At 67.0% G+C, this 20,161-nt stretch carries 21 protein-coding genes; 17 read left to right on the plus strand and 4 right to left on the minus strand.

Annotation, left to right across the window (positions count from 1 at the left end; translation table 11 throughout):
• The first annotated feature begins 72 nt into the window (after positions 1–72).
• The 3 genes from ACZ6IE_RS06000 to ACZ6IE_RS06010 are packed head-to-tail and all read left to right on the plus strand — an operon-like array spanning position 73 to position 5,222.
• Positions 73–3,837, plus strand: a complete 3,765-nt coding sequence (locus tag ACZ6IE_RS06000; protein ID WP_464607197.1) for an AAA family ATPase — start codon at positions 73–75, stop codon at positions 3,835–3,837.
• Positions 3,838–3,846: 9 nt separating this feature from the next.
• Complete coding sequence (ftsY, locus tag ACZ6IE_RS06005; protein WP_077053429.1) at positions 3,847–4,722, plus strand: signal recognition particle-docking protein FtsY; 876 nt, start codon at positions 3,847–3,849, stop codon at positions 4,720–4,722.
• Positions 4,722–5,222 carry a DUF2004 domain-containing protein gene (locus ACZ6IE_RS06010; RefSeq protein WP_464607198.1) on the plus strand — a complete coding sequence of 167 codons (501 nt, stop codon included), beginning with the start codon at positions 4,722–4,724 and terminating at the stop codon, positions 5,220–5,222. The genes ftsY and ACZ6IE_RS06010 overlap by 1 nt, the downstream gene beginning before the upstream one ends.
• Positions 5,223–5,232: 10 nt before the next feature.
• On the opposite strand, the gene lipA is transcribed toward ACZ6IE_RS06010, so the two are convergent.
• Both lipA and lipB read right to left on the minus strand, forming a co-directional pair.
• Entirely contained in the window at positions 5,233–6,249 is a 1,017-nt protein-coding gene (lipA, locus tag ACZ6IE_RS06015; protein ID WP_464608591.1) for a lipoyl synthase, read from the minus strand.
• An 83-nt stretch (positions 6,250–6,332) separates the two neighbouring features.
• Positions 6,333–7,001, minus strand: a complete 669-nt coding sequence (lipB, locus tag ACZ6IE_RS06020) for a lipoyl(octanoyl) transferase LipB (protein WP_464607199.1) — start codon at positions 6,999–7,001, stop codon at positions 6,333–6,335.
• A gap of 104 nt (positions 7,002–7,105) precedes the next feature.
• On the opposite strand from lipB, the gene ffh reads away from it, so the two are divergent.
• Positions 7,106–8,680: a signal recognition particle protein gene (gene ffh, locus ACZ6IE_RS06025; RefSeq protein WP_464607200.1), complete on the plus strand. Its 1,575-nt coding sequence runs from the start codon at positions 7,106–7,108 to the stop codon at positions 8,678–8,680.
• A 148-nt stretch (positions 8,681–8,828) separates the two neighbouring features.
• On the opposite strand, the gene ACZ6IE_RS06030 is transcribed toward ffh, so the two are convergent.
• Positions 8,829–9,968: a glutamate--cysteine ligase gene (locus tag ACZ6IE_RS06030; protein WP_077053425.1), complete on the minus strand. Its 1,140-nt coding sequence runs from the start codon at positions 9,966–9,968 to the stop codon at positions 8,829–8,831.
• A 262-nt stretch (positions 9,969–10,230) separates the two neighbouring features.
• Between ACZ6IE_RS06030 and rpsP the strand changes: the two genes are divergently transcribed.
• From rpsP to ACZ6IE_RS06085, 11 genes are all read left to right on the plus strand, one after another.
• Positions 10,231–10,650, plus strand: coding sequence for a 30S ribosomal protein S16 (gene rpsP, locus ACZ6IE_RS06035; protein WP_077053424.1), 420 nt, complete (start codon positions 10,231–10,233; stop codon positions 10,648–10,650).
• 2 nt (positions 10,651–10,652) lie between these two features.
• The gene (locus ACZ6IE_RS06040; protein ID WP_077053423.1) at positions 10,653–10,889 is read left to right on the plus strand and encodes an RNA-binding protein; all 237 of its coding nucleotides are present in this window, start codon (positions 10,653–10,655) and stop codon (positions 10,887–10,889) included.
• Entirely contained in the window at positions 10,889–11,590 is a 702-nt protein-coding gene (gene rimM / locus ACZ6IE_RS06045) for a ribosome maturation factor RimM (protein WP_464608592.1), read from the plus strand. Before ACZ6IE_RS06040 ends, rimM begins: the two co-directional genes overlap by 1 nt.
• A gap of 3 nt (positions 11,591–11,593) precedes the next feature.
• Entirely contained in the window at positions 11,594–12,301 is a 708-nt protein-coding gene (trmD, locus tag ACZ6IE_RS06050) for a tRNA (guanosine(37)-N1)-methyltransferase TrmD (RefSeq protein ID WP_464607201.1), read from the plus strand.
• 95 nt (positions 12,302–12,396) lie between these two features.
• Complete coding sequence (locus ACZ6IE_RS06055) at positions 12,397–12,915, plus strand: hypothetical protein (protein ID WP_464607202.1); 519 nt, start codon at positions 12,397–12,399, stop codon at positions 12,913–12,915.
• A gap of 178 nt (positions 12,916–13,093) precedes the next feature.
• Positions 13,094–13,441, plus strand: a complete 348-nt coding sequence (rplS, locus tag ACZ6IE_RS06060) for a 50S ribosomal protein L19 (RefSeq protein WP_077053419.1) — start codon at positions 13,094–13,096, stop codon at positions 13,439–13,441.
• 65 nt (positions 13,442–13,506) lie between these two features.
• Complete coding sequence (lepB, locus tag ACZ6IE_RS06065; protein WP_464607203.1) at positions 13,507–14,283, plus strand: signal peptidase I; 777 nt, start codon at positions 13,507–13,509, stop codon at positions 14,281–14,283.
• The gene (locus ACZ6IE_RS06070) at positions 14,283–14,927 is read left to right on the plus strand and encodes a ribonuclease HII (protein WP_464607204.1); all 645 of its coding nucleotides are present in this window, start codon (positions 14,283–14,285) and stop codon (positions 14,925–14,927) included. The genes lepB and ACZ6IE_RS06070 overlap by 1 nt, the downstream gene beginning before the upstream one ends.
• 12 nt (positions 14,928–14,939) lie before the next feature.
• Complete coding sequence (locus tag ACZ6IE_RS06075) at positions 14,940–15,263, plus strand: DUF2469 domain-containing protein (protein ID WP_077053416.1); 324 nt, start codon at positions 14,940–14,942, stop codon at positions 15,261–15,263.
• A gap of 96 nt (positions 15,264–15,359) precedes the next feature.
• Positions 15,360–15,713 carry a YraN family protein gene (locus ACZ6IE_RS06080; RefSeq protein ID WP_464607205.1) on the plus strand — a complete coding sequence of 118 codons (354 nt, stop codon included), beginning with the start codon at positions 15,360–15,362 and terminating at the stop codon, positions 15,711–15,713.
• A gap of 1 nt (position 15,714) precedes the next feature.
• Positions 15,715–17,247 (plus strand): YifB family Mg chelatase-like AAA ATPase, encoded by a 1,533-nt coding sequence (locus ACZ6IE_RS06085; RefSeq protein WP_464607206.1) that lies wholly within the window; start codon positions 15,715–15,717, stop codon positions 17,245–17,247.
• 56 nt (positions 17,248–17,303) lie between these two features.
• On the opposite strand, the gene ACZ6IE_RS06090 is transcribed toward ACZ6IE_RS06085, so the two are convergent.
• A complete protein-coding gene (locus tag ACZ6IE_RS06090; RefSeq protein ID WP_464607207.1) occupies positions 17,304–17,633 on the minus strand; it encodes a hypothetical protein in 330 nt (109 codons plus the stop codon).
• 318 nt (positions 17,634–17,951) lie between these two features.
• Here ACZ6IE_RS06090 and dprA point away from each other — a divergent pair, with 318 nt between their 5' ends.
• Entirely contained in the window at positions 17,952–19,097 is a 1,146-nt protein-coding gene (dprA, locus tag ACZ6IE_RS06095; protein WP_464607208.1) for a DNA-processing protein DprA, read from the plus strand.
• Positions 19,098–19,196: 99 nt separating this feature from the next.
• Positions 19,197–20,153: a tyrosine recombinase XerC gene (locus tag ACZ6IE_RS06100; RefSeq protein ID WP_464607209.1), complete on the plus strand. Its 957-nt coding sequence runs from the start codon at positions 19,197–19,199 to the stop codon at positions 20,151–20,153.
• Positions 20,154–20,161 lie beyond the last annotated feature (8 nt).

Genomic DNA, 20,161 nt, shown 5'->3' on the forward strand with positions numbered 1-20,161 from the left:
TGTCCGGGGCTCGGCGCAACGCATCCGCTAGCGTAGAAAGATAAGTCTCCCGCCACCGAAAGGGCGAACCCGGTGTACCTGAAGAGCCTCACGCTGAAGGGGTTCAAGTCGTTTGCGCAATCGACGACGTTCGCCTTCGAGCAGGGCGTCACGTGCGTCGTCGGGCCCAACGGTTCGGGCAAATCGAATGTCGTCGACGCGCTCGCCTGGGTGATGGGGGAGCAGGGCGCCAAAACGCTGCGCGGCGGAAAGATGGAAGACGTCATCTTCGCGGGAACGTCGACGCGCGGGCCGCTCGGCCGCGCGCAGGTGTTGCTCACGATCGACAACTCCGACGGCGCGCTCCCCATCGACTACACCGAGGTCACGATCAGCCGCACGCTGTTCCGCAACGGCGGCAGCGAATACGCGATCAACGGCGACAGCTGCCGGCTGCTCGACGTGCAAGAACTGCTGAGCGACTCGGGTCTCGGCCGCGAGATGCACGTCATCGTGGGCCAGGGGCAGCTCGACCAGGTGCTGCACGCCAGCGCCGAAGAGCGTCGCGGGTTCATCGAAGAGGCCGCCGGAATCCTGAAGCACCGTCGGCGCAAAGAGAAGACCGTGCGCAAGCTCGACGCCATGCAGGCCAACCTCACACGTCTGAGCGACCTCGCGGGCGAGATCCGCCGCCAGTTGAAGCCGCTCGGACATCAGGCCGAGATCGCACGCGAGGCGCAGAGCATCCAGGCCGTGGTTCGGGATGCTCGAGCCCGCCTCTTGGCCGACGACGTCGTGGCTTTGCGCCGCGCCCTCGACGACCACACCCGGGGCGAGCAGGAGCGTCACAGCGAACGCATCGTCGTACAGGAGCAGCTGGAACAGGCTCAGTTGCGTGCCTCGCGTCTCGAACAGGCGCAGATCGGCGATGCCGTCGACACCGCCCGCCGCACGGCTTTCGCGCTCGAATCGGTGCAGGAGCGGCTGCGTAGCCTCTACACGTTGGCGAACCAGCGACTGGCGCTGCTCGGCAGCGAGGCCGAGGCGCCCGACGCCCAGCCGACCGTGAGCGCGGCGACCATCGACGAGGCCCGTGCCGAGCTCGTGCGCCTGACCGCCGCGGTCGACGATGCCGACGACGCCTGGAAGCGGGCCTCCGCCCAGACCGCGACGGCCCGGGCCGGCCTCGACGGCATCGACCAGGAGATCGCCGCCCAGAGCGCGCTCGTGTCACGCCACGACCTCGAGATCTCGAAGCTCAGCGGGCAAGCCGACACGGCAGCGTCCCGCCTGGCGGCCGTGCGCGGGGAGCACCTGCGGCAGCAGAACGCGCTGGAGGCGGCCGAGCAGCGGCGGCTCGACGCATCCGCCCGCCTGGCCGAGCTCGAGGGTGAAGAGGCGCCCACCGATCACGGGCAGTCGGGTCTCGACGAGGAGTACGAGCTCGCGCAGGCCCGGGTGTTCGACACCGACGCCGAGATCGAACGCCTGCGCGACGAACTGCACCGGGCCGAGCGCGAGCGCGACGCCCTGCAAGCCAAGAAGAGCGCCCTGTCGCGTGCCCTCGACGTGAAGAACGGCTCGGCCGACCTGACGGCGGCTGGACTCGAAGGCATCCTGGGCGTCGTCGCCGACCACGTGCAGGTGACCCCGGGATCCGAGGCGGCCATCGCGGCGGCGCTCGGTACGCTCGCCGAGGCCGTCCTGGCCGATACCGACGAGAACGCGGCCCGCGCGGTCGCCCACGCCCGGGACAACAAGCTCGGGCGGGTCGACGTCGTCATCGCCGGAGACGCAGAGGCGGCCGTCGATCACGCCACCGACCTCCCGGCGCGCGCCGGCAGCCTCGTGCGCGCCGACACGCTCGTGCAGGCCCCCGCCGGCGTGCTTGCGCTCCTCTCGACCATCTACGTCGCACCGGATGTCGACAGCGCCCGCCGTGAACGCGTCACGCTCGCGCATCCCGACCGGGTGACCGTCGTCACCGACACCGGAGACGTGCTCACCTCTCACGTGCTCTCGGGTGGCTCGGGCGAACAGCCCAGCCGCATCGAACTGTTGGCCGAACGCGACGCCGCGGCCGATGCCCTCGAGGGCCTCACATCGACCATCGAGCGCCTGCGGTATGAACTCACCGAGCAGCGCCAGCAGAACCAGGTGGCGAAGAAACAGTCCGCCGACGCGCTGCAGATGCTGCGCCAATACGACGCCGAGCTGGCCGCCCACAGCGAGAAGGTCAACCGAGCGCTCGTGCAGGTCGAGTCGTCGACGGCGGAGTGCGAGCGCATCCGGTCGGCCCTGGCCCTCGCCGAGAACACGGTGAACGACGCCCAGTCGGCTCTCGACCAGGCCACGCAGGCACTCGAGCAGGCCTCGTCTCGCCCGCGACCCATCCTCGACGTCAGCGCGCGCGACGCCGTGATGGCCGAACTCGATGCGGCCCGCGAGGCCGAAGTGCAGGCGCGCCTCTCGCTCGAAACGGCCCGAGAGCGTGTGCGCCAGGGTGACGCGCGCATCGGATCGCTCGTGCGCCGCCGCGACCAGGAGCGTCGTCAGGCCGAAGAGGCTGCACGCCGCGCGGTCATCCGTCGTCGCCAGGTGGATGCGGCCACCCACGTCATCGAGACGCTCCCCGCCGTGCTCGCCTCTGTCGACCGTTCGGTTGCCGAGAGCGCCCTGCGTCTCGCCGCCGCCGAGGACGAGCGGCGCAGCCAGAACGAGGAACTGGGGGCGCTGCGTCGCCAGGAGGCCGGGCTGCGCGAGCGGCTGCAGGCCATCACCGAGAACGTGCACGGCCTCGAGCTGCAGATATACGAGAAGAAGCTTCACCTCTCGGGCTTGCTCGAGCGCGCCGGTTCTGAGCTCGGCCTCGTCGAAGACGTGCTCGTGGCGGAATACGGGCCCGACCAACTCGTGCCGGATGACGCGGACCTGCTCGCCACGGTCGCGGAGAAGCTCGAAGCGCAGGAAGCCGCCGCCGCTGCCGCGGTCATCGCCGAACTCGAGTCCGAGACCGAGGCGGGCAGCGGGGGAGTAGCTGCTTCCACACGCCGCGAATTCGCCGGCGCCGTCGTGAGTGGTGCCCGTGAGACGGCGCTCGCACCGGTCGGCGACGACAACGCCGACGCCTCCGCGCAGGGTCGCATCGACGGGGGCGACGACACGTCTGGCGCCCAGCCTGCCGCGCCCCGAGGCATCCCCTTCGACCGTGCCGCACAGAAGAAGCGTTTCGAGCGCGCCGAACGCAAGCTCGCCCAGCTCGGCCGCGTCAACCCGCTCGCCCTCGAAGAGTTCGCGGCGCTCGAACAACGGCACGCGTTCCTCACCGAACAACTCGCCGACCTCACCAAGACGCGCAAGGACCTGCTCACGATCATCGACGAACTCGACGACCGCATGCAGACCATCTTCCGGAGTGCCTTCGACGACACGCAGCGCGCCTTCACCGAAGTGTTCCCGGTGCTCTTCCCGGGAGGCACGGGCAGCATCTCGCTCACGAACCCCGACGACCTCCTCACGACGGGCATCGAGGTGCAGGTCAAACCCGCCGGCAAGAAGATCGAGCGCCTGTCACTGCTCTCGGGTGGCGAACGCTCGCTGGCCGCCGTGGCCCTGCTCATCAGCATCTTCAAGGCCCGCCCGAGCCCGTTCTACATCATGGACGAGGTCGAGGCGGCGCTCGACGACGCCAACCTCGGCCGCCTGCTCGAGATCTTCGAAGACCTGCGCTCGACCAGCCAGCTGATCGTCATCACGCACCAGAAGCGCACCATGGAGATCGCGGATGCCCTCTACGGCGTGTCGATGCGTCAAGACGGGGTGTCGGCTGTCGTCGGTCAACGCGTGGCGACGCCGTAGGCTGGATGCATGGCAGAACGTACACCCTGGTCCTTGTCCGGCGCCCTGCGCGGCATGTTCCAGAAACCCACCATCGACGATGACACCTGGGATCAGCTGGAGCACGCTCTCATCACGGCCGACTTCGGCCCCGACCTCACCGAGTTCGTCGTCGACGACCTGCGGCAGAAGGTCGCCCGCTACCGCACGACCGACCCGCGCGACCTGCAGCGCATGCTGCGCGAGTCGATCGAGGAGCGCCTGTCGAAGTACGACACGACGCTGAAGCTCACCGAGCGCCCCGCCGTCGTGCTGGTCGTCGGCGTGAACGGCGTCGGCAAGACCACCACCATCGGCAAGTTCGCCAAGTTCCTCGGCACCTACGGACGCACGGTCGTCGTGGGCGCCGCTGACACGTTCCGCGCCGCCGCCGTCGAGCAGCTCGCCACGTGGGCCGAGCGAGCCGGCGCCGCGATCGTGCGCCCACAGCAGCAGGGGCAAGATCCCGCATCCGTCGCCTTCCAGACCATCGAGTACGCCAAGCGCACGGGCACCGAGATCGTCGTCATCGACACGGCCGGTCGCCTGCAGACGAAGGGCGGTCTCATGGACGAGCTCACCAAGGTGCGGCGCGTCATCGAGAAGCAGGCCCCCATCAGCGAGGTGCTGCTCGTGCTCGACGCCACGACGGGCCAGAACGGCTTGTCGCAGGCCGAGGCGTTCATCGAACACGCCGGTGTGACGGGTCTCGTGCTGACGAAGCTCGACGGTTCGGCTCGCGGTGGTTTCGTGCTCGCCGTGCAGGAGAAGACCGGCATCCCCATCAAACTCGTCGGCCAGGGTGAGGGCATCAACGACCTCACCGGTTTCACGCCGCACGTCTTCGCGCAGAAGCTGGTCGGCTAGTGGCGCTCGAGCACGACTACTTCGGCCTGATCGAAGAGCAGCCGGGCGGCGGGCTCTACTGGTCCGAATCGGTCGAGGTCGGCGATCAGTACGTCGACCTGTCGATGAGCGTTCCGCGCGGCGAAGGCGTCAGCGACGAAGATCTCGACATCGCGGCGGCGCTGCTGCAGGCCCTCGAGGGCCTCGACCTGCGGGCCCGCGAGGACATGCTCTCGGCCGTCGACGACCGCGAGAGCGATGTGTCGGTGTTCGTCGTGCAGGCCGTCGAAGAGTATGGCGACGGCATCGAGGACCTCTTCGTCGACCACTCAGGTGACCTCGACGTCGACCTCATCCGCTCGCTCGTGCTCACGCGCGTGGCGGTTCACCCGTCGGCGTCCTCCGACACCGAGGCGTTCGTCGACCTCGAGTTCGCGCTCGATCCGGATGGCTCCGACCTCGCGCTTCTCGTCTCGCTCAGTCGTTCGGTCACACCCGTCTCGATCACGATCGTCGAGTAGCGCGCCGGAATCACACCCCCTGCAGGAACACCGGCTCGCCGTCGGTGCGATCGAGGTGTGCGAGGTCGTCGGGGAGAACGCGGCCCTTGGCGCGCATCGACTGCGCCCAGAGTCGACCCGCGCGATAGCTCGACCGCACGAGCGGCCCGGCCAGCGCGCCCGAGAAACCGATCTCGTCGGCCTCTCCCTTGATCTCGAGAAACTCTTCGGGCGGCAGCCAACGCGCAACGGGCAGGTGGCGCGGCGTCGGTCGCAGGTATTGCGTGATGGTGATGATGTCGGTGCCCGCGTCGTGCAGATCGCGCAAGGCCTGCGAGATCTCGTGCCGCTCCTCGCCCATCCCGAGAATCAGGTTCGACTTCGTGATCAGGCCGGCCGCCCGCGCCTGCGTCAGCACGTCGAGCGAGCGTTCGTAGCGGAACGCCGGGCGGATGCGCTTGAAGATGCGCGGCACGGTCTCGACGTTGTGCGCGAACACCTCGGGCCGTGCCTCGAACACCTCGCCCAAGAGGTCGGGGTTGCCCGAGAAGTCGGTCGCGAGGATCTCGACACCCGTGCCCGGGTTCTCGGCGTGGATGCGACGCACGGTCTCGGCGTGCAGCCATGCCCCCTCGTCGGGCAGGTCGTCGCGGGCAACCCCCGTCACGGTCGCGTAGCGCAGCTGCATGGCTCGCACGGATGCTGCCACCCGGCGTGGCTCGTCGGTGTCGTAGTCGGCAGGCTTACCCGTATCGATCTGACAGAAGTCGCACCGCCTCGTGCACTGTGAACCGCCGATCAGGAACGTCGCCTCACGGTCCTCCCAGCACTCGTAGATGTTCGGACAACCGGCTTCTTGGCACACCGTATGCAGGTCTTCGCTCTTCACCAGACTCTGCAGCTGCTGGTATTCGGGCCCCATGCGCGCCTTCGTCTTGATCCACGCCGGTTTGCGCTCGATCGGTGTCTCGGCGTTGCGCACCTCCAGGCGCAGCAGCTTGCGCCCGCCCACGCCCGCTGCCGGACTCGCCGTCCCCGCAGTCGCCATGCCGCTTGTTGCCGCAGCGCCCGTCGTTCCGCAACCCGTCGTCGCCGCGCCGTGCGGCGCCCCGTTGCTCGTCCCGCACGCGCTCATGCCCACGCCTCCTTCGTCGCGCCGAACGCGCGAGCAACGACGGCCGCGACCGCCTCGGGCTCGACATCCCGCCCGGTCACTTCGCGAATCGACGTCACGCCGGCATCCCGGATCCCGCACGGCACGATCTCGGAGAACGGCGCCAGGTCGTTCGTGCAGTTGAGGGCGAACCCGTGCCGCGTCACCCCATCGTTCACCCGGATGCCGATCGCGCCGATCTTGGCCGCTGCCAGGCCCGGCCGCTGCACCCACACGCCCGACCGCCCCTCGATGCGCTCGCCCGTGATGCCGAAACCACTCAACACCTCGATCAGGATGCCCTCGAGGGCCCGCACATAGGCCACCACATCGATGGGCTCATGCAACCGGACGATCGGGTACCCCACCAACTGCCCGGGCCCATGCCACGTGATCTTGCCCCCGCGATCCACGTCGACCACGGGTGTGCCGTCCGCGGGCCGCTCGTCGTCGGTCGTGCGCCGACCCGCCGTGAACACCGGCTCGTGTTCGAGCAACACGAGCGTGTTGGGTGAACGATCCGCCACCACATCCGCGTGGATGTCGAGCTGCAGTCGCAGACCATCGCCATACCCGACCGGATGCGGTGAGAACCCTGGTTGCACGAGACGCGCGGCCTCGATCGTCCTGCTGACGGTGACGCTCATGCCGGGCTCCTTCCGGAAGCTTTTCGAGTTAGTGTACTCGATCCATAAACCGTTTCGAGGGGTCAGCGAACTCCGTGCACCCGATCGACTAAACTTGTCGGATCATGGCGACATTTGGCTCACTGTCCGAACGGCTGACAGACACACTCAAGAACCTCCGCACGAAGGGCAAGCTCTCGGCGTCCGACGTCGACGGCACGGTCCGCGAGATCCGGCGCGCACTGCTCGACGCCGACGTCGCGTTCGATGTGGTCAAGCAGTTCACCAACACGGTGCGCGAGCGCGCCCTCGGCGACGATGTCAACCGCGCGCTCAACCCGGCGCAGCAGGTCGTACAGATCGTCAACGAAGAGCTCGTCAACATCCTGGGTGGTGAGCAGCGCCGCCTGCAGTTCGCCAAGCGCCCGCCGACCATCATCATGCTCGCGGGTCTGCAGGGTGCCGGTAAGACGACGCTCGCGGGCAAGCTCGCGAAATGGCTCGTCAAAGACGGCCACACGCCCATGCTCGTCGCGGCCGACCTCCAGCGCCCCAACGCGGTCAACCAGCTGCAGGTCGTCGGCGGTCAGGCCGGCGTGCCCGTCTTCGCTCCCGAACCCGGCAACGGTGTCGGCAACCCCGTCAAGGTGGCCAAGGACGCCGTGAAGTATGCCGAGACCAAGCTGCACGACGTCGTCATCGTCGACACGGCCGGCCGCCTCGGCGTCGACCGCGACATGATGAAGCAGGCCGCCGACATCCGCAAAGCCATCGACCCCGACGAGGTGCTCTTCGTCATCGACGCCATGATCGGTCAGGACGCCGTCGCCACGGCCAAGGCCTTCCAGGAGGGCGTCGACTTCACGGGCGTCGTCTTGTCGAAGCTCGACGGTGACGCGCGGGGTGGCGCGGCCCTCTCGGTCGCGTCGGTCACCGGGCGTCCCATCATCTTCGCGTCGACCGGTGAAAGCCTCGACGACTTCGAGCCGTTCTACCCCGACCGCATGGCCAGCCGCATCCTCGACCTCGGTGACATCCTCACCCTGATCGAGCAGGCGCAAGAAGCGTTCGACGAAGACGAAGCGCGCGAGATGGCAGAGAAGTTTGCCACCGACACGTTCACGCTCGAGGACTTCCTCAAGCAGATGCAGCAGCTCAAGAACATGGGCTCCATCAAGAAGATGATGGGCATGCTGCCCGGCATGGGCCAGATGAAGCAGCAGCTCGAGAACTTCGACGAGAGCGAGCTCGTGCGCACCGAGGCGATCATCCAGTCGATGACGCCCGCCGAGCGCCGCAACTCCAAGCTGCTCAACGGCTCGCGTCGCCTGCGCATCGCGCGCGGTTCGGGCACCACCGTCACCGAGGTGAACGCGCTCGTCAACCGGTTCGAGCAGGCTGCCAAGATGATGAAGACCGTGGCCAAGGGTGGCGTGCCGCAGATGCCCGGCATGGGCCCCATCCCGGGTGCCGGACGCATGCCCAAGAAGCCCGTCGCCAAGAAGAAGGGTGGCTCCAAGTCGGGCAACCCGGCCAAGCGCGCGGCCGAGAACGCCGGTCTCGCGGCAGGCCCTGCCCAGCCCGCCGCCCCGGTGGGCACGGGCTTCGGTCTCGCCAAGGGTGCCAAGGGCGCGGATGCCTCAGCCGGCCCCTCGGCCGAAGAACTCGCCACGCTGCAGAAGTTCCTCGGTCGCTCCTAAGCCAGACGCAGAACGAAAGCCGGGTCAGACACATAGATGTCCGACCCGGCTTTCTGCGTGCGATGGCTCGAGCGCCTCGGAACCGACACCGATGCGTGTAGCGCCCCATGTTGATCCGCGCAGCGCCTCGCGTCGACTCGCGCAGCGCTCAGGCGTCGACGCGCAACCCGTGCCGCAGCTCCTTGGCCAGCATGTGAACCACGGCGGGCAGGCTCCCGCCATTCGCCTGAGCCACGGCCAGCTGTCGCTGATAGCTCGCCCCCACGCGCAGAATCACGAGCGCATCATTTAATTCCTTCTCGCACCCCAGTCGCCGGGCGATGGGGTTCAGCTCATCCACCAGTTCGGCGATCTCGTCGGTGACCAGGCGCTCGTGCCCGTCGGGGCGCACGATGATCTCGGCCTCCATGCCGTACCGGGCGGCGCGCCACTTGTTCTCGCGCACGAACCACGGCTGCAGTGTGGTGAGGGCCTCACCGTCGTCGAGCCGCGACGACAGGTGCTCGACCAGGCAGTGGATGAGGGCCGACAACGCCCCGAATTCGGTAATGCTCGAGGCGCCGTCGCACGAACGCATCTCGACGGTTCCCCAGTGCGGCGACGGGCGGATGTCCCAGCGCACCTCGGTGTAGTCCTCGATGATGCCCGTCTTCATCATGTCCTCGACGTAGGACTCGAATTCGCCCCAGTGCTCGAGCTGGTAGGGGAGACCGGCGGTCGGAAGCTGCTGGAACATCAGCGCCCGGTTCGAGGCATACCCCGTGTCCACGCCGCCCCAGAACGGGCTGGACGCCGACAACGCCTGCAGGTGGGGCGAATAGGTCAAGAGCCCGTTCACGAGCGGCAGCACCTTGCGCACGTCCTCGACGCCGACGTGGGCGTGCACGCCCCAGATCATCATGTTGCGGCCCCACCACTGCGTGCGGTCGATGAGTTTGGCGTAACGGTCCTTCGCCGTGACCTCCTGGTCGAACCATTGCCCGAACGGATGCGAGCCGCTGCCCACGAGTTCGATGCCCAGCGGGTCGGTGATGGCGCGGACCTCGTCGATCTGACCGGAGAGGTCGGCGATGGCATCCGGAACGCTGTGGTGCACACCCGAGACGAGCTCGACCGTGTTGCGCAGCAGCTCACCCGTGATGTGCGGATGCGGCGCGCCATCGGTGCTCAGCTGCTCGAGCACCTGATCGGCGGCAGAGACGAGGTCGCCCGTGTCCCGATCGACGAGGGCCAACTCCCACTCGAGGCCGACGGTGGAGCGCTCCGAGGAGGCGAAATCGATACGCATGGTGGATCCTCGTCTGTTCGTGCATTCGGCCGATTACCGTTCGGATGCTTCCGCCATTTTCACACGGAGGTGCGACGCCCCGACATCCGCGTGTCTCGGATTATCACAAACGGCCCCGCATCTGACAGAATGGTTAGTCGAGTCCGTACCCATCCGACCCTCTAATCAGACGGGTACAGACGCCATCACAGTTTTCGTACCGAGCGTGCCCCCACCTTTCGGTATCGAGCACGAATCAGTCATCAAAAATTTCAGGAGAATTGTGTCTGTCAAGATCCGTCTGAAGCGTCTCGGTAAGATCCGCGCGCCCTACTACCGCATCGTTGTCGCCGACTCGCGCACCAAGCGCGATGGCCGTGTCATCGAAGAAATCGGCATCTACCACCCCACCGAAGAGCCCTCGGTCATCGAGGTCGACTCCGAGCGTGCGCAGTACTGGCTCTCCGTGGGCGCTCAGCCCACCGAGCAGGTTGCCGCTCTCCTCAAGCTCACGGGCGACTGGGGCAAGTTCAAGGGTGACAAGGACGCCGTCTCCACCGTCCGCGTGAAAGAGGCCAAGGTTCCTTTCGTCGCCGACGAGAAGAAGAAGCCCGTTCTGAAGCCCAAGGCTGAGAAGCCTGCCGAGAAGCCGGCCGAAGAGGCCGCTCCCGAGGCTGCTGCCGAAGAGTCGACCGAGGCCTAGTCTTGCTCGCTCCCGCACTCGAACACCTCGTCAAAGGGATTGTTGACCATCCCGACGATGTGCGCGTCGTTGCGAAATCGTCACCACGTGGCGAGGTCCTCGAGGTTCGTGTGAACCCCGAGGACCTCGGTCGTGTGATCGGTCGCTCCGGACGCACCGCTAAAGCACTCCGCACGCTCGTTGCCGCGTTGGCCGATGGCCGACGCGTTCGTGTCGACGTCGTCGACACCGACAACTGATCGTGGAAACCCCGCAGGCGCCGGCCGACCAACTCCGGGTCGGCCGCCTCGTCAAGGCGCACGGCCTCAAGGGCGCCCTCAAGATCGAGCTCTACACCGATGACCCCGCCGCGCGTTTCGTGCCCGGCGCCGTCTTCTCGCTGCAGGTGCCCACCTCGTCCCCGTGGCACGGCAAGACGCTCGAGCTGAAAGAGCTGCGCTGGTACAACCAGAACCCTGTCGGCTTCTTCGTCGGCGTCGACGATCGCAACGCCGCCGAGACGCTCATCAAAGCCATCCTCTGGGTCGAGCACGACGATGATGCGTCGTCCGAGCCGGATGCCTGGTACGACCACCAGCTCATGGGCCTGAAGGTGCTGCGCGACGGTGTCGAGGTCGGCACCGTGTCGCGCGTCGAGCACTTCCCGGCACAAGACCTGCTGATCATCGACACGCCGAAGGGCGACGTCATGGTTCCCTTCGTCGGCGCCATCGTGCCCGAGGTCAACATCGAGGCGGGCACCCTCACGGTCACGCCCCCGACGGGACTCTTCGAAGAGATCCCCGAAGACCCGGCCGATGCCGAGCGCGGGGCCGCCGAAGGTTCGGCTACCGACTTCGACGCTGCCAATGCGCACGTTGACGAGGCGAATGCGCCAGCCGACGAAGACATCCCGTCAGCCGATTCCGACAGCGGTCGGGCCACTCCGAACGCCGGCTGATCGATGCGACTCGACATCGTCACGATCTTCCCCGAGTTCTTCGATGTCCTGGACATCTCCCTTCTCGGCAAGGCGCGCACCAACGGGTTGATCGACCTCTCGGTGCACAATCTGCGCGACTTCGCGCACGACCGGCACCGCACCGTCGACGACACGCCGTACGGCGGCGGCGCGGGCATGGTCATGAAGCCCGAGCCCTGGGGTGAGGCATTCGACCAGATCCTGGGTGAGAACACCGCGGATGAGGCATTCGCACCGGTCGTCATCTTCCCGTCTCCGGCCGGCGAGGTCTTCACGCAGGCCATGGCCCGTGAACTCAGCCACGAATCGCAACTCATCTTCGGGTGCGGCCGCTACGAGGGCATCGACCAGCGTGTCTTCGACGACACGGCCCAGCGTGCGCGCGTCAAGCTGGTCAGCCTGGGCGACTACGTGCTCAACGGGGGAGAGGTCGCCGTCATGGCGATGATCGAGGCGATCGGTCGGCTCATCCCGGGTGTCGTCGGCAACCCGCAGTCGCTCGTCGAAGAGTCGCATGAAGACGGTCTGCTCGAATACCCGAGCTACACGAAGCCCGCCGAGTGGCGTGGACATCGCGTGCCCGACATCCTCCTGAGCGGCAACCACGGAGCCATCGACCGGTGGCGGCATGAACAGCAGGTCGAGCGCACCAAGCGCGTGCGGCCCGATCTGTTGCCCGACGGGGAGTGATCCGCGCGGAACGGTCGGCGCGCTCTGAGCGAACGCGAGACCTGAATCCGGCTCCTGTCGGCGCTTTCCGAGCCACATCCTCGTAGGCTGTTCCCATGTTCGTGCGTCGCGCATTCTTCAACTGGATGTTCCTGGCAGCCGCCGTGCTGCCCATCTGGCCGCTCATCAGCGTCGGAATCTTCAGTGGCAGCGGGTGGACGTTCCTCGGACTCGTCGTCGCGATGCCCATCCTCTTCATCGCCCTGCTGGTCGTCGCCTTCCTGATTCGCGCGCGCTTCGACGTGCGCCAGCAGCGTGCCGTCTCGTGGGCGGATGTCGCACTCCTCTCGGTCTGGCACGCGACGATCATTGCGTTCGGCTTCTTCACGCCCGCCAGCGCCATCCTCGCCACCGCCGGCATCATCATCGGAATCGCGATCTTCTGGTTCGAGCTCTGGCAGTTGCTGCGCAGTGCCGCCGAGCGCGCCCGTGCCGCCATGGCCGAATACGAGCAGATGAGCCGTCAGCCCGCCTCGCCGCCCCGCATGCCGCGCCCGTCAGAGCCGGCCCAGGTCGAGGAGTTCATCGTCATCCACGAGGAGCGCCGCTCGGGTGAGGCCCCCTCGGGCAACTGAGCTGTGCCCGGGCGGGCCCCTGAGCTTTGCCAAGAGGGGTCTCCGCGTGGCAGAATGGTCGATTGTGCCGCGGCCTGCTCTGCCACAGGGGAGCCAGCATCAACGTCGGACACCATAAATCTCATTCGAACCCCTATTTTCGTAGTCGACCTGTGGCGGTTACAGAGAGCGAAGCAACATGCACATCCTCGACCACGTCGATGCAGCATCCCTCCGAAACGACATCCCCGATTTCCGCGCCGGCGACACCGTCAAGGTGCACGTCAACATCGTCGAGGGCAGCCGCTCGCGTATCCAGGTGTTCCAGGGCGTCGTCATCGGCCGTCAGGGCGAGGGCATCCGCGAGACGTTCTGCGTCCGCAAGGTCAGCTTCCAGGTCGGCGTCGAGCGCACCTTCCCGGTGCACTCCCCGGTGATCGACCACATCGAGGTCGTCACCCGCGGTGACGTCCGTCGCGCGAAGCTGTACTACCTGCGCGACCTGCGCGGCAAGAAGGCCAAGATCAAGGAAAAGCGCGACCGCTAAGCGCGTTGCTCCAGCCGTCTTACAGGCTCCCCGCCGATACACTGGTGGGGAGCTTTGGCGGTTAAATGACAGACAACATTTCGGCTGCAGACGATTCTGCGGCCACCCTCGAGAATCCGACGACCCGTCGGGGCGCCCACCGTTCCGAGAAGCGCGGCGGCTGGATTTTCGTTCGCGACATCCTCATCATCTTCGTGGTGGCGTTGCTGGTGTCCTTCCTCATCAAAACGTTCCTGGTGCGCTCGTTCTACATCCCCTCGGGGTCGATGAAGGACACGCTGCAGATCGATGACCGCATCCTCGTGAACGAGCTCGTGCCCAACGTCATCAAGCTCGAGCGGGGCGATGTCGTCGTGTTCCGCGATCCGGGCGGGTGGCTGCCTCCCGCCGCCCCCAAGCCCGATCCTGGCCCCCTCGCCGCCAGCGCCGAGTGGGTGCTCTCGCTCGTGGGCCTCACCTCGCCCGACAGCGACGACCACCTCATCAAACGCGTCATCGGGCTGCCCGGCGACCGCGTCGAGTGCTGCAACGCGCTCGGCCAGATGACGGTCAACGGCGTGCCGCTCAACGAGCCCTACGTGCTCATGCCTCCGGGCAAAGACAGCGTCTCCGAGATCAAGTTCAGCGTCACGGTGCCGAAGGACTCGCTCTGGGTCATGGGCGACAACCGTTACGACTCGGCCGACTCGCGCTACAACCAAGACGACCCGGGCAAGGGCTTCGTGCCCATCGACGATGTCGTCGGCCGCGCGTTCGTGATCACGTGGCCCTTCGATCGTTTCGGATGGCTCGGCAACTACCCCGAGACATTCCAGGGCGTTCCCGAGAGCCCGTCGAAGTAATGCCCGTCGTCGAACCGACCGATCTGGTCGAACGTGAATTGTTCGCGGCGGGCTCGACGCTCGTCATCGGTGTCGACGAGGTCGGACGCGGCGCTATCGCCGGGCCCGTTGCGGTGGGAATGTCCGTCATGTCGGCATCGTGCGGCGCCCATCCTGCGGGTGTCAGAGATTCGAAGCTGCTCAGCGAGAAGAAGCGCGTCGAGCTGGCACCGCTTCTGCGTGAGTGGTCGGTCGCGTCGGCCGTCGGCCTGGCGTCGCCTCACGAGATCGACGAGTTGGGCATCGTGCACTGCCTCGGCCTGGCGGCGAAGCGGGCTCTCGGCTCGTTGCATGTGGCGGGCATTCCGGTGGCCGCCAGCACGATCCTGCTCGACGGCAACAGCGACTGGCTGAATCCCATCCTGTCCAGCCCGCTCGATGTGCGCACGCGCGTGAAAGCCGACCGCGACTGCGTGTCGGTGGCTGCGGCATCCGTGATCGCCAAGGTGCACCGCGACGAGTTGATGGTGGCCGCGCACGAGACTCGGCCCGATTTCGGGTGGGCGGGCAATAAGGGATACGGCAGCACGCAGCATATGGAGGCCGTGCGGGCGCTCGGTCCGAGCGACTTCCACCGGCGCACGTGGCTCGTCTCCTACGCGTAGGATGGACGGACGATGGATGAAGACGAGTTCGAGGACTACGACCGCGAGGTCGAGCTTGCTCTATACCGCGAGTACCGTGATGTTGTTTCCCAGTTCACCTATGTGATCGAGACGGAGCGACGCTTCTATCTCGCCAACGAGGTGGAGCTCAACCGACGCGATACCGAGCATGATTTCTATTTCGAGATCACGATGAAAGACGTCTGGGTGTGGGATGTGTACCGCTCCGACCGCTTCGTGAAGTCGGTTCGCGTGCTCACGTTCAAAGACGTGAACATCGAAGAATTGACCACGCGCGACTTCGAATTGCCGAAAGAGCTCGCGCTCGACGAGTAGTTCTGCACAACCCGCGTAGGCCGTGATTTCTCCACAGATGGGGAAGCTGCCGCCGCGCGAGTGTCCTGTGCCGCCACAGTCGTTGTGGAGGTTCACATGGGACATAACGCAGAGTTGGGGCGGCTGGGCGAGAGCATCGCCGCCGAGCATTTCGAGAAGATCGGCTATTCGGTGCTGGCGCGCAATTGGCGCTGCCGGCACGGGGAGATCGACCTGATCGTGGGGCGGGGCGATCACATCGTCGCCGTCGAGGTCAAAACACGTTCCAACGAGCGGTTCGGCCATCCGTTCGAGGCCATCACACCGGCCAAACGCGTGCGCATGTATCGCCTGGCGCAGCTGTGGCGGGCGTCGAGCGACCGGCCAGAGGCGCGCGTGCGAGTGGATGCGGTAGCCATCGTCCTGCAGCGCGGCCGGGCTGCCCGCGTCGAGCACCTCGCGGCGGTGTGACGTGGCGGTCGCGCGAACGTGGTCTGTCGCCCTCTCGGGGTCCGAGGGCACCGTCATCGAAGTCGAGGCGGATATCTCGGCGCAACTCCCGGCGCTCATCATCATCGGTTTAGCCGATCGATCGCTCGGCGAGGCCGGCGGCCGCGTGCGGCAGGCGGCCCGCAATTCGGGCTGCAGCCTCTCTTCTCAGCGGCTGACCGTCAATCTGTCACCCGCGAGCCTGCCCAAACATGGTTCGGCCTTCGACCTGGCTATCGCGCTCGCTTGTTTCGCTGCAGACGGTGTCGTGTCTCGCGCGTCGATCGACGACATCGTGCACCTGGGTGAGCTGGGTCTCGACGGTCGGCTCCGCCCGATTTTCGGAGTGCTGCCGGCCGTGCTGGCGGCAGCTCGTGCGGGGCGCCGTCGCGTCATGGTTCCGGCCGCCAATCTGGCCGAGGCGCAGCTGGTGCCGGGTATCGATGCGGTGGGCGTGACATGCCTGCGCGATGCTGCCATCTTCCATGGAGCCTCGCTCGCGCCCGAAACCGTGGAAGCGATTCCCTTCGTCGGTCGGGTCGCTCCACCGGCTGTGGTTCCCGAGCTGGGCCGAATAGCGGGCCAAGACGTGCCCGTGCAATCGCTGTTGGTGGCGGCGGCCGGCGGCCATCACATCTACTTACTCGGGCCTCCCGGCGCGGGCAAGACCATGCTCGCGCAATGCTTGCCGGGCATCCTGCCCGACCTGTCGGTCGACGAGGCCCTCGACGTGATGTCGGTGCGTTCCCTCGGCGGTGAGGCGGTCGGGCCAGATCTGCTCGTGAGGCCGCCGTTCGAGGCACCGCATCACGCGGCCTCTGCGGCCGCCATCCTGGGGGGTGGGTCCGGCACGATACGACCGGGTTTGGCGGCCCGAGCGACCGGAGGAGTCCTGTTCCTCGATGAAGCGCTCGAGTTTCCGGCGGTCGTGCTCGACGCGTTGCGGCAACCTCTCGAGTCGGGCCAGCTCACCATCCATCGCTCGGGGGTGACGGCGCAGTTCCCGGCACGGTTTCAATTGGTGCTCGCGGCGAATCCGTGCCCGTGCGGCCAGTTCGGTTCGCGCGACGGATCATGCACGTGCCCGCCGTCATCGGTGCGGCGATACCAGGAGCGGCTGTCGGGGCCATTGCTCGATCGTGTCGATCTCCGAGTGCGCGTCGAGCGTGTGAGTGCTTCCGCTCTCCACACGGAGCGCAGCGGACGCGTCACGACGGCCGATGCGCGAGAACGAGTCGCCCTTGCACGGCAGCGCGCCGCCGCACGGCTGGATGGCACGCCCTGGGGTCTCAACGCTCGTGTTCCGGGTGACTGGCTCCGCGACTCCGCCCACCGGCTGCCTGCCAGCCTCTCTGGGCAACTCGACGACGCGCTCGAGCGCGGTTCCCTCTCCATGCGAGGGTACGACCGCGTTCTCCGCATCGCGTGGACCTTGGCCGATCTCGAGGGCACGGCAGCACCAACGGGTGAGCATCTGGGCCTCGCCACATTCATGCGACAGGGGGCACGAGCATGACGAAAGACCGCCAACGGCTCGATCCGGCAGATGACAGCCCGAGGCGCTCGGCGCTGTCAGACCCGACAGGTCGTGTCGAGACGTCGCCCAACACGGACGGTCCTGTTCGGTCCCGGCATCGTCGCGAGCCGGCTGCTACTCACCGTGTCATCGACACGGTCGCGATGCTCCGTCCACGGTTTGCGCGGCTCGAGAGCGATGAACGGCTGGCTGAACGCACATCGCGAGTGATTCTCAGTTCCCTCGCTGAACCGGGTGACGGGGTGCTCGGCGATCTCCTCGTCGAATTCGGCGCGATCGAATTGCTGGATCGCCTCTGGCGGACTCGGAACGGTGCCGCAGGTCTCGGCGGCCACGATGTAGCGCGGACCGGCGCTCGGGCGCACGACGATAGATCCGCCGCCGATTCCCGTGCCGGAAGCGGTGAAGCCGGTCCCGGCGCGACCGGGTCAGATCGGGATGGTCGCTCTCGCCGTGTGCGCGCTGCGGCCTGCGACTCCTCCTTCGATGGCGGGGCACGCGGCCAGGGGCCGAGCCTGGCCCCGTCGAGAGCTGGTGAGCACCAGGGGGACGACGTTCTCGAACCTTTCCGCTCTGAGGAGTGGAGCGCGCGCAGCGGCCGCGTGGACTCACCCCGACGGCCTCGGGGCGCTGATCGCAGCTCCGGTTCCGGTGGATCACGCATCGATTCCGCGCTGAAGGGGGTGTCGGCATCTCTTGAAACGTGGATGCTGCGCCTCGACCGCGTCGAGCAGTCCCTCAGCCTGTCCGTCGCTGGTTCGGTGGGCGCCGAGCTTCTGATCCCGGGGGACGACGACTGGCCTCTCGGGGTCGATGACCTCGGCCGACATGCGCCCATCGTCTTGTGGGTGCGGGGGAGCCCGAGCGACCTCGGCGTCACTCGCCCGTCCGTGGCCCTGGTCGGCGCGCGCGCGTGCTCGGCGTACGGCCAGCAGGTCGCAACCGACGCGGCCTGGCATCTCTCCAGGCGAGGGGTGACGCTCTTTTCGGGCGGCGCCTATGGCATCGATGGAGCCGTTCACCGAGCCGCCATTCGAGCCGGCGGGCGAACCGTGGCCTTCCTCGCGGGGGGAGTGGATCGTCTCTATCCGGCCGGACACCACGCTCTTCTCGAGTCCATCATCGAGCACGGTGGCCTCGTCTCGGAGGTACCGTGTGGCACCACACCGACAAAGTGGAGGTTCCTGCAACGCAACCGGCTCATTGCCGCCGCGAGCCAGGCAACGGTCGTAATCGAGGCGGGGTCGCGGTCAGGCTCCCTGAACACGGCAGGCCATGCCGCACACCTCGGGCGGCCGCTCGGCGCGGTGCCGGGCCCGGTGACCACCGCGCACTCGGTCGGGTGCCACCGGCTCCTGCGCGAATACGACGCGACCTGTGTCACGTCGGGCGACGAGATGATGCAACTCGTCGAGCCTCTTCGAATTTCTCTATCGACGCCGGCCGACCCGCAGCCGGCTCCCGCTCCTCGGCCGACTTCGAGTCTGCCTGCGGGCCCGACTTCGACGTCGATTCCGCCTCGAGCCTCGACGTCGGGTTCACATCAGAAGTCGACGTCGGGGCCACTTGCAACGTCGACGTCGGAACAGGCTCTCGCATCGACGCCGGTCGTCAATCCGGGTCCCGGTCATGCGAAAGACGAAGAACCGAGGGCGAGACGCGTGATCGACGCCCTGAGCGCGCGCACTCCGCGACGGCCGCTCGACCTTTCGCGGCAATCCGGGCTTCCCCTGACCGAGGTGGTCGCCGAACTGGGTTCGCTCCAGCTGCGAGGAGCCGCGACATCGACGGAAAGGGGGTGGTTATATGTGCCGCAGAAGCGCCGGTGACACCGGCGCCGCCCGCTCCGATCGCATCAGTACCCCCGAAGAGTGCAGGCTGCCGGTGTGGCGGGCATCGTCGACGCCGGGGCGCGGCATCCTAGGAAGATGCAGATTCGCGAATCGATGGAGCGCTACCTGGCGCACCTGACCGACGACCGGCGTCTGTCGCCGGCTACGGTCCGCGCCTATGCGTCAGATCTCGAACAGCTGCGGGAATACTGCGACGAGAACAACGTGGTCGATGCATCCGACGTGACTTTGGAACTCGGCCGAGACTGGTTGTGGCACGGCTCGCAGTGCGGGTTGAACTCGACAACCCTCGCCCGCCGGGCCGCCGCCATCCGCGGGTGGTCGAAGTGGAACGCGGCACACATCACGTCGGCGACGGATGCGAATGCCCGGTTGCGCTCGCCGAAAACGGGTCGCCACTTGCCGCACGTCGTCGCAGCGGACCAGATGACCCAGCTGGTCGAAGTCCTTCGTGGTCGTGCCGACGACGGCGATGCGGTCGCGATTCGAGACGTAGCGATCGTCGAACTGCTCTATGCGTCCGCGACACGCGTCTCGGAACTGGTCGGCCTCGACGTCGGCGACGTCGACCTCGATCGGCTCACGGCGCGGGTTACGGGTAAAGGGTCGAAGCAGCGAGTCGTCCCATTCGGGGTGCCGGCACAGAACGCCCTCGTCGACTACCTGACGAGGTCACGACCGGAACTCCTCCTGCGATCGAAAGATCGCGCAACTCATTCCGGCACGACGACGATGTCGGCGCCCGCCGGCTCAGATCGAGCGTTGTTCCTCGGAGCCCGTGGATCGCGGATGGGCGTGAAGGCCGTCTATAACGTCGTCAACCGGCTCCTGGAAACCCTGCCCGGCTTCGAGAGCGGCGGACCCCATACGCTGCGACACACCGCGGCCACACACCTGCTCGACGGGGGAGCCGACCTCCGATCCGTGCAAGAGATGCTCGGGCACGCCTCCCTCGGCACCACCCAGATCTACACGCACGTCTCGCTCGAACGTCTGAAAGACAGCTACCGCGGCGCCCATCCGCGGGCCTAGACAAACCA

The sequence above is a fragment of the Okibacterium sp. AC114 genome (assembly GCF_979253355.1).

Excerpts from the sequence above, each read along its gene's own strand:
- ftsY (WP_077053429.1), top strand. The coding sequence starts at position 3,847 with ATGGCAGAACGTACACCCTGGTCCTTGTCCGGCGCCCTGCGCGGCATG.
- lipA (WP_464608591.1), bottom strand. The coding sequence starts at position 6,249 with ATGGCGACTGCGGGGACGGCGAGTCCGGCAGCGGGCGTGGGCGGGCGC.
- lipB (WP_464607199.1), bottom strand. The coding sequence starts at position 7,001 with ATGAGCGTCACCGTCAGCAGGACGATCGAGGCCGCGCGTCTCGTGCAA.
- ffh (WP_464607200.1), top strand. The coding sequence starts at position 7,106 with ATGGCGACATTTGGCTCACTGTCCGAACGGCTGACAGACACACTCAAG.
- ACZ6IE_RS06030 (WP_077053425.1), bottom strand. The coding sequence starts at position 9,968 with ATGCGTATCGATTTCGCCTCCTCGGAGCGCTCCACCGTCGGCCTCGAG.
- trmD (WP_464607201.1), top strand. The coding sequence starts at position 11,594 with ATGCGACTCGACATCGTCACGATCTTCCCCGAGTTCTTCGATGTCCTG.
- ACZ6IE_RS06055 (WP_464607202.1), top strand. The coding sequence starts at position 12,397 with ATGTTCGTGCGTCGCGCATTCTTCAACTGGATGTTCCTGGCAGCCGCC.
- rplS (WP_077053419.1), top strand. The coding sequence starts at position 13,094 with ATGCACATCCTCGACCACGTCGATGCAGCATCCCTCCGAAACGACATC.
- lepB (WP_464607203.1), top strand. The coding sequence starts at position 13,507 with ATGACAGACAACATTTCGGCTGCAGACGATTCTGCGGCCACCCTCGAG.
- ACZ6IE_RS06070 (WP_464607204.1), top strand. The coding sequence starts at position 14,283 with ATGCCCGTCGTCGAACCGACCGATCTGGTCGAACGTGAATTGTTCGCG.
- ACZ6IE_RS06075 (WP_077053416.1), top strand. The coding sequence starts at position 14,940 with ATGGATGAAGACGAGTTCGAGGACTACGACCGCGAGGTCGAGCTTGCT.
- ACZ6IE_RS06080 (WP_464607205.1), top strand. The coding sequence starts at position 15,360 with ATGGGACATAACGCAGAGTTGGGGCGGCTGGGCGAGAGCATCGCCGCC.
- ACZ6IE_RS06100 (WP_464607209.1), top strand. The coding sequence starts at position 19,197 with ATGCAGATTCGCGAATCGATGGAGCGCTACCTGGCGCACCTGACCGAC.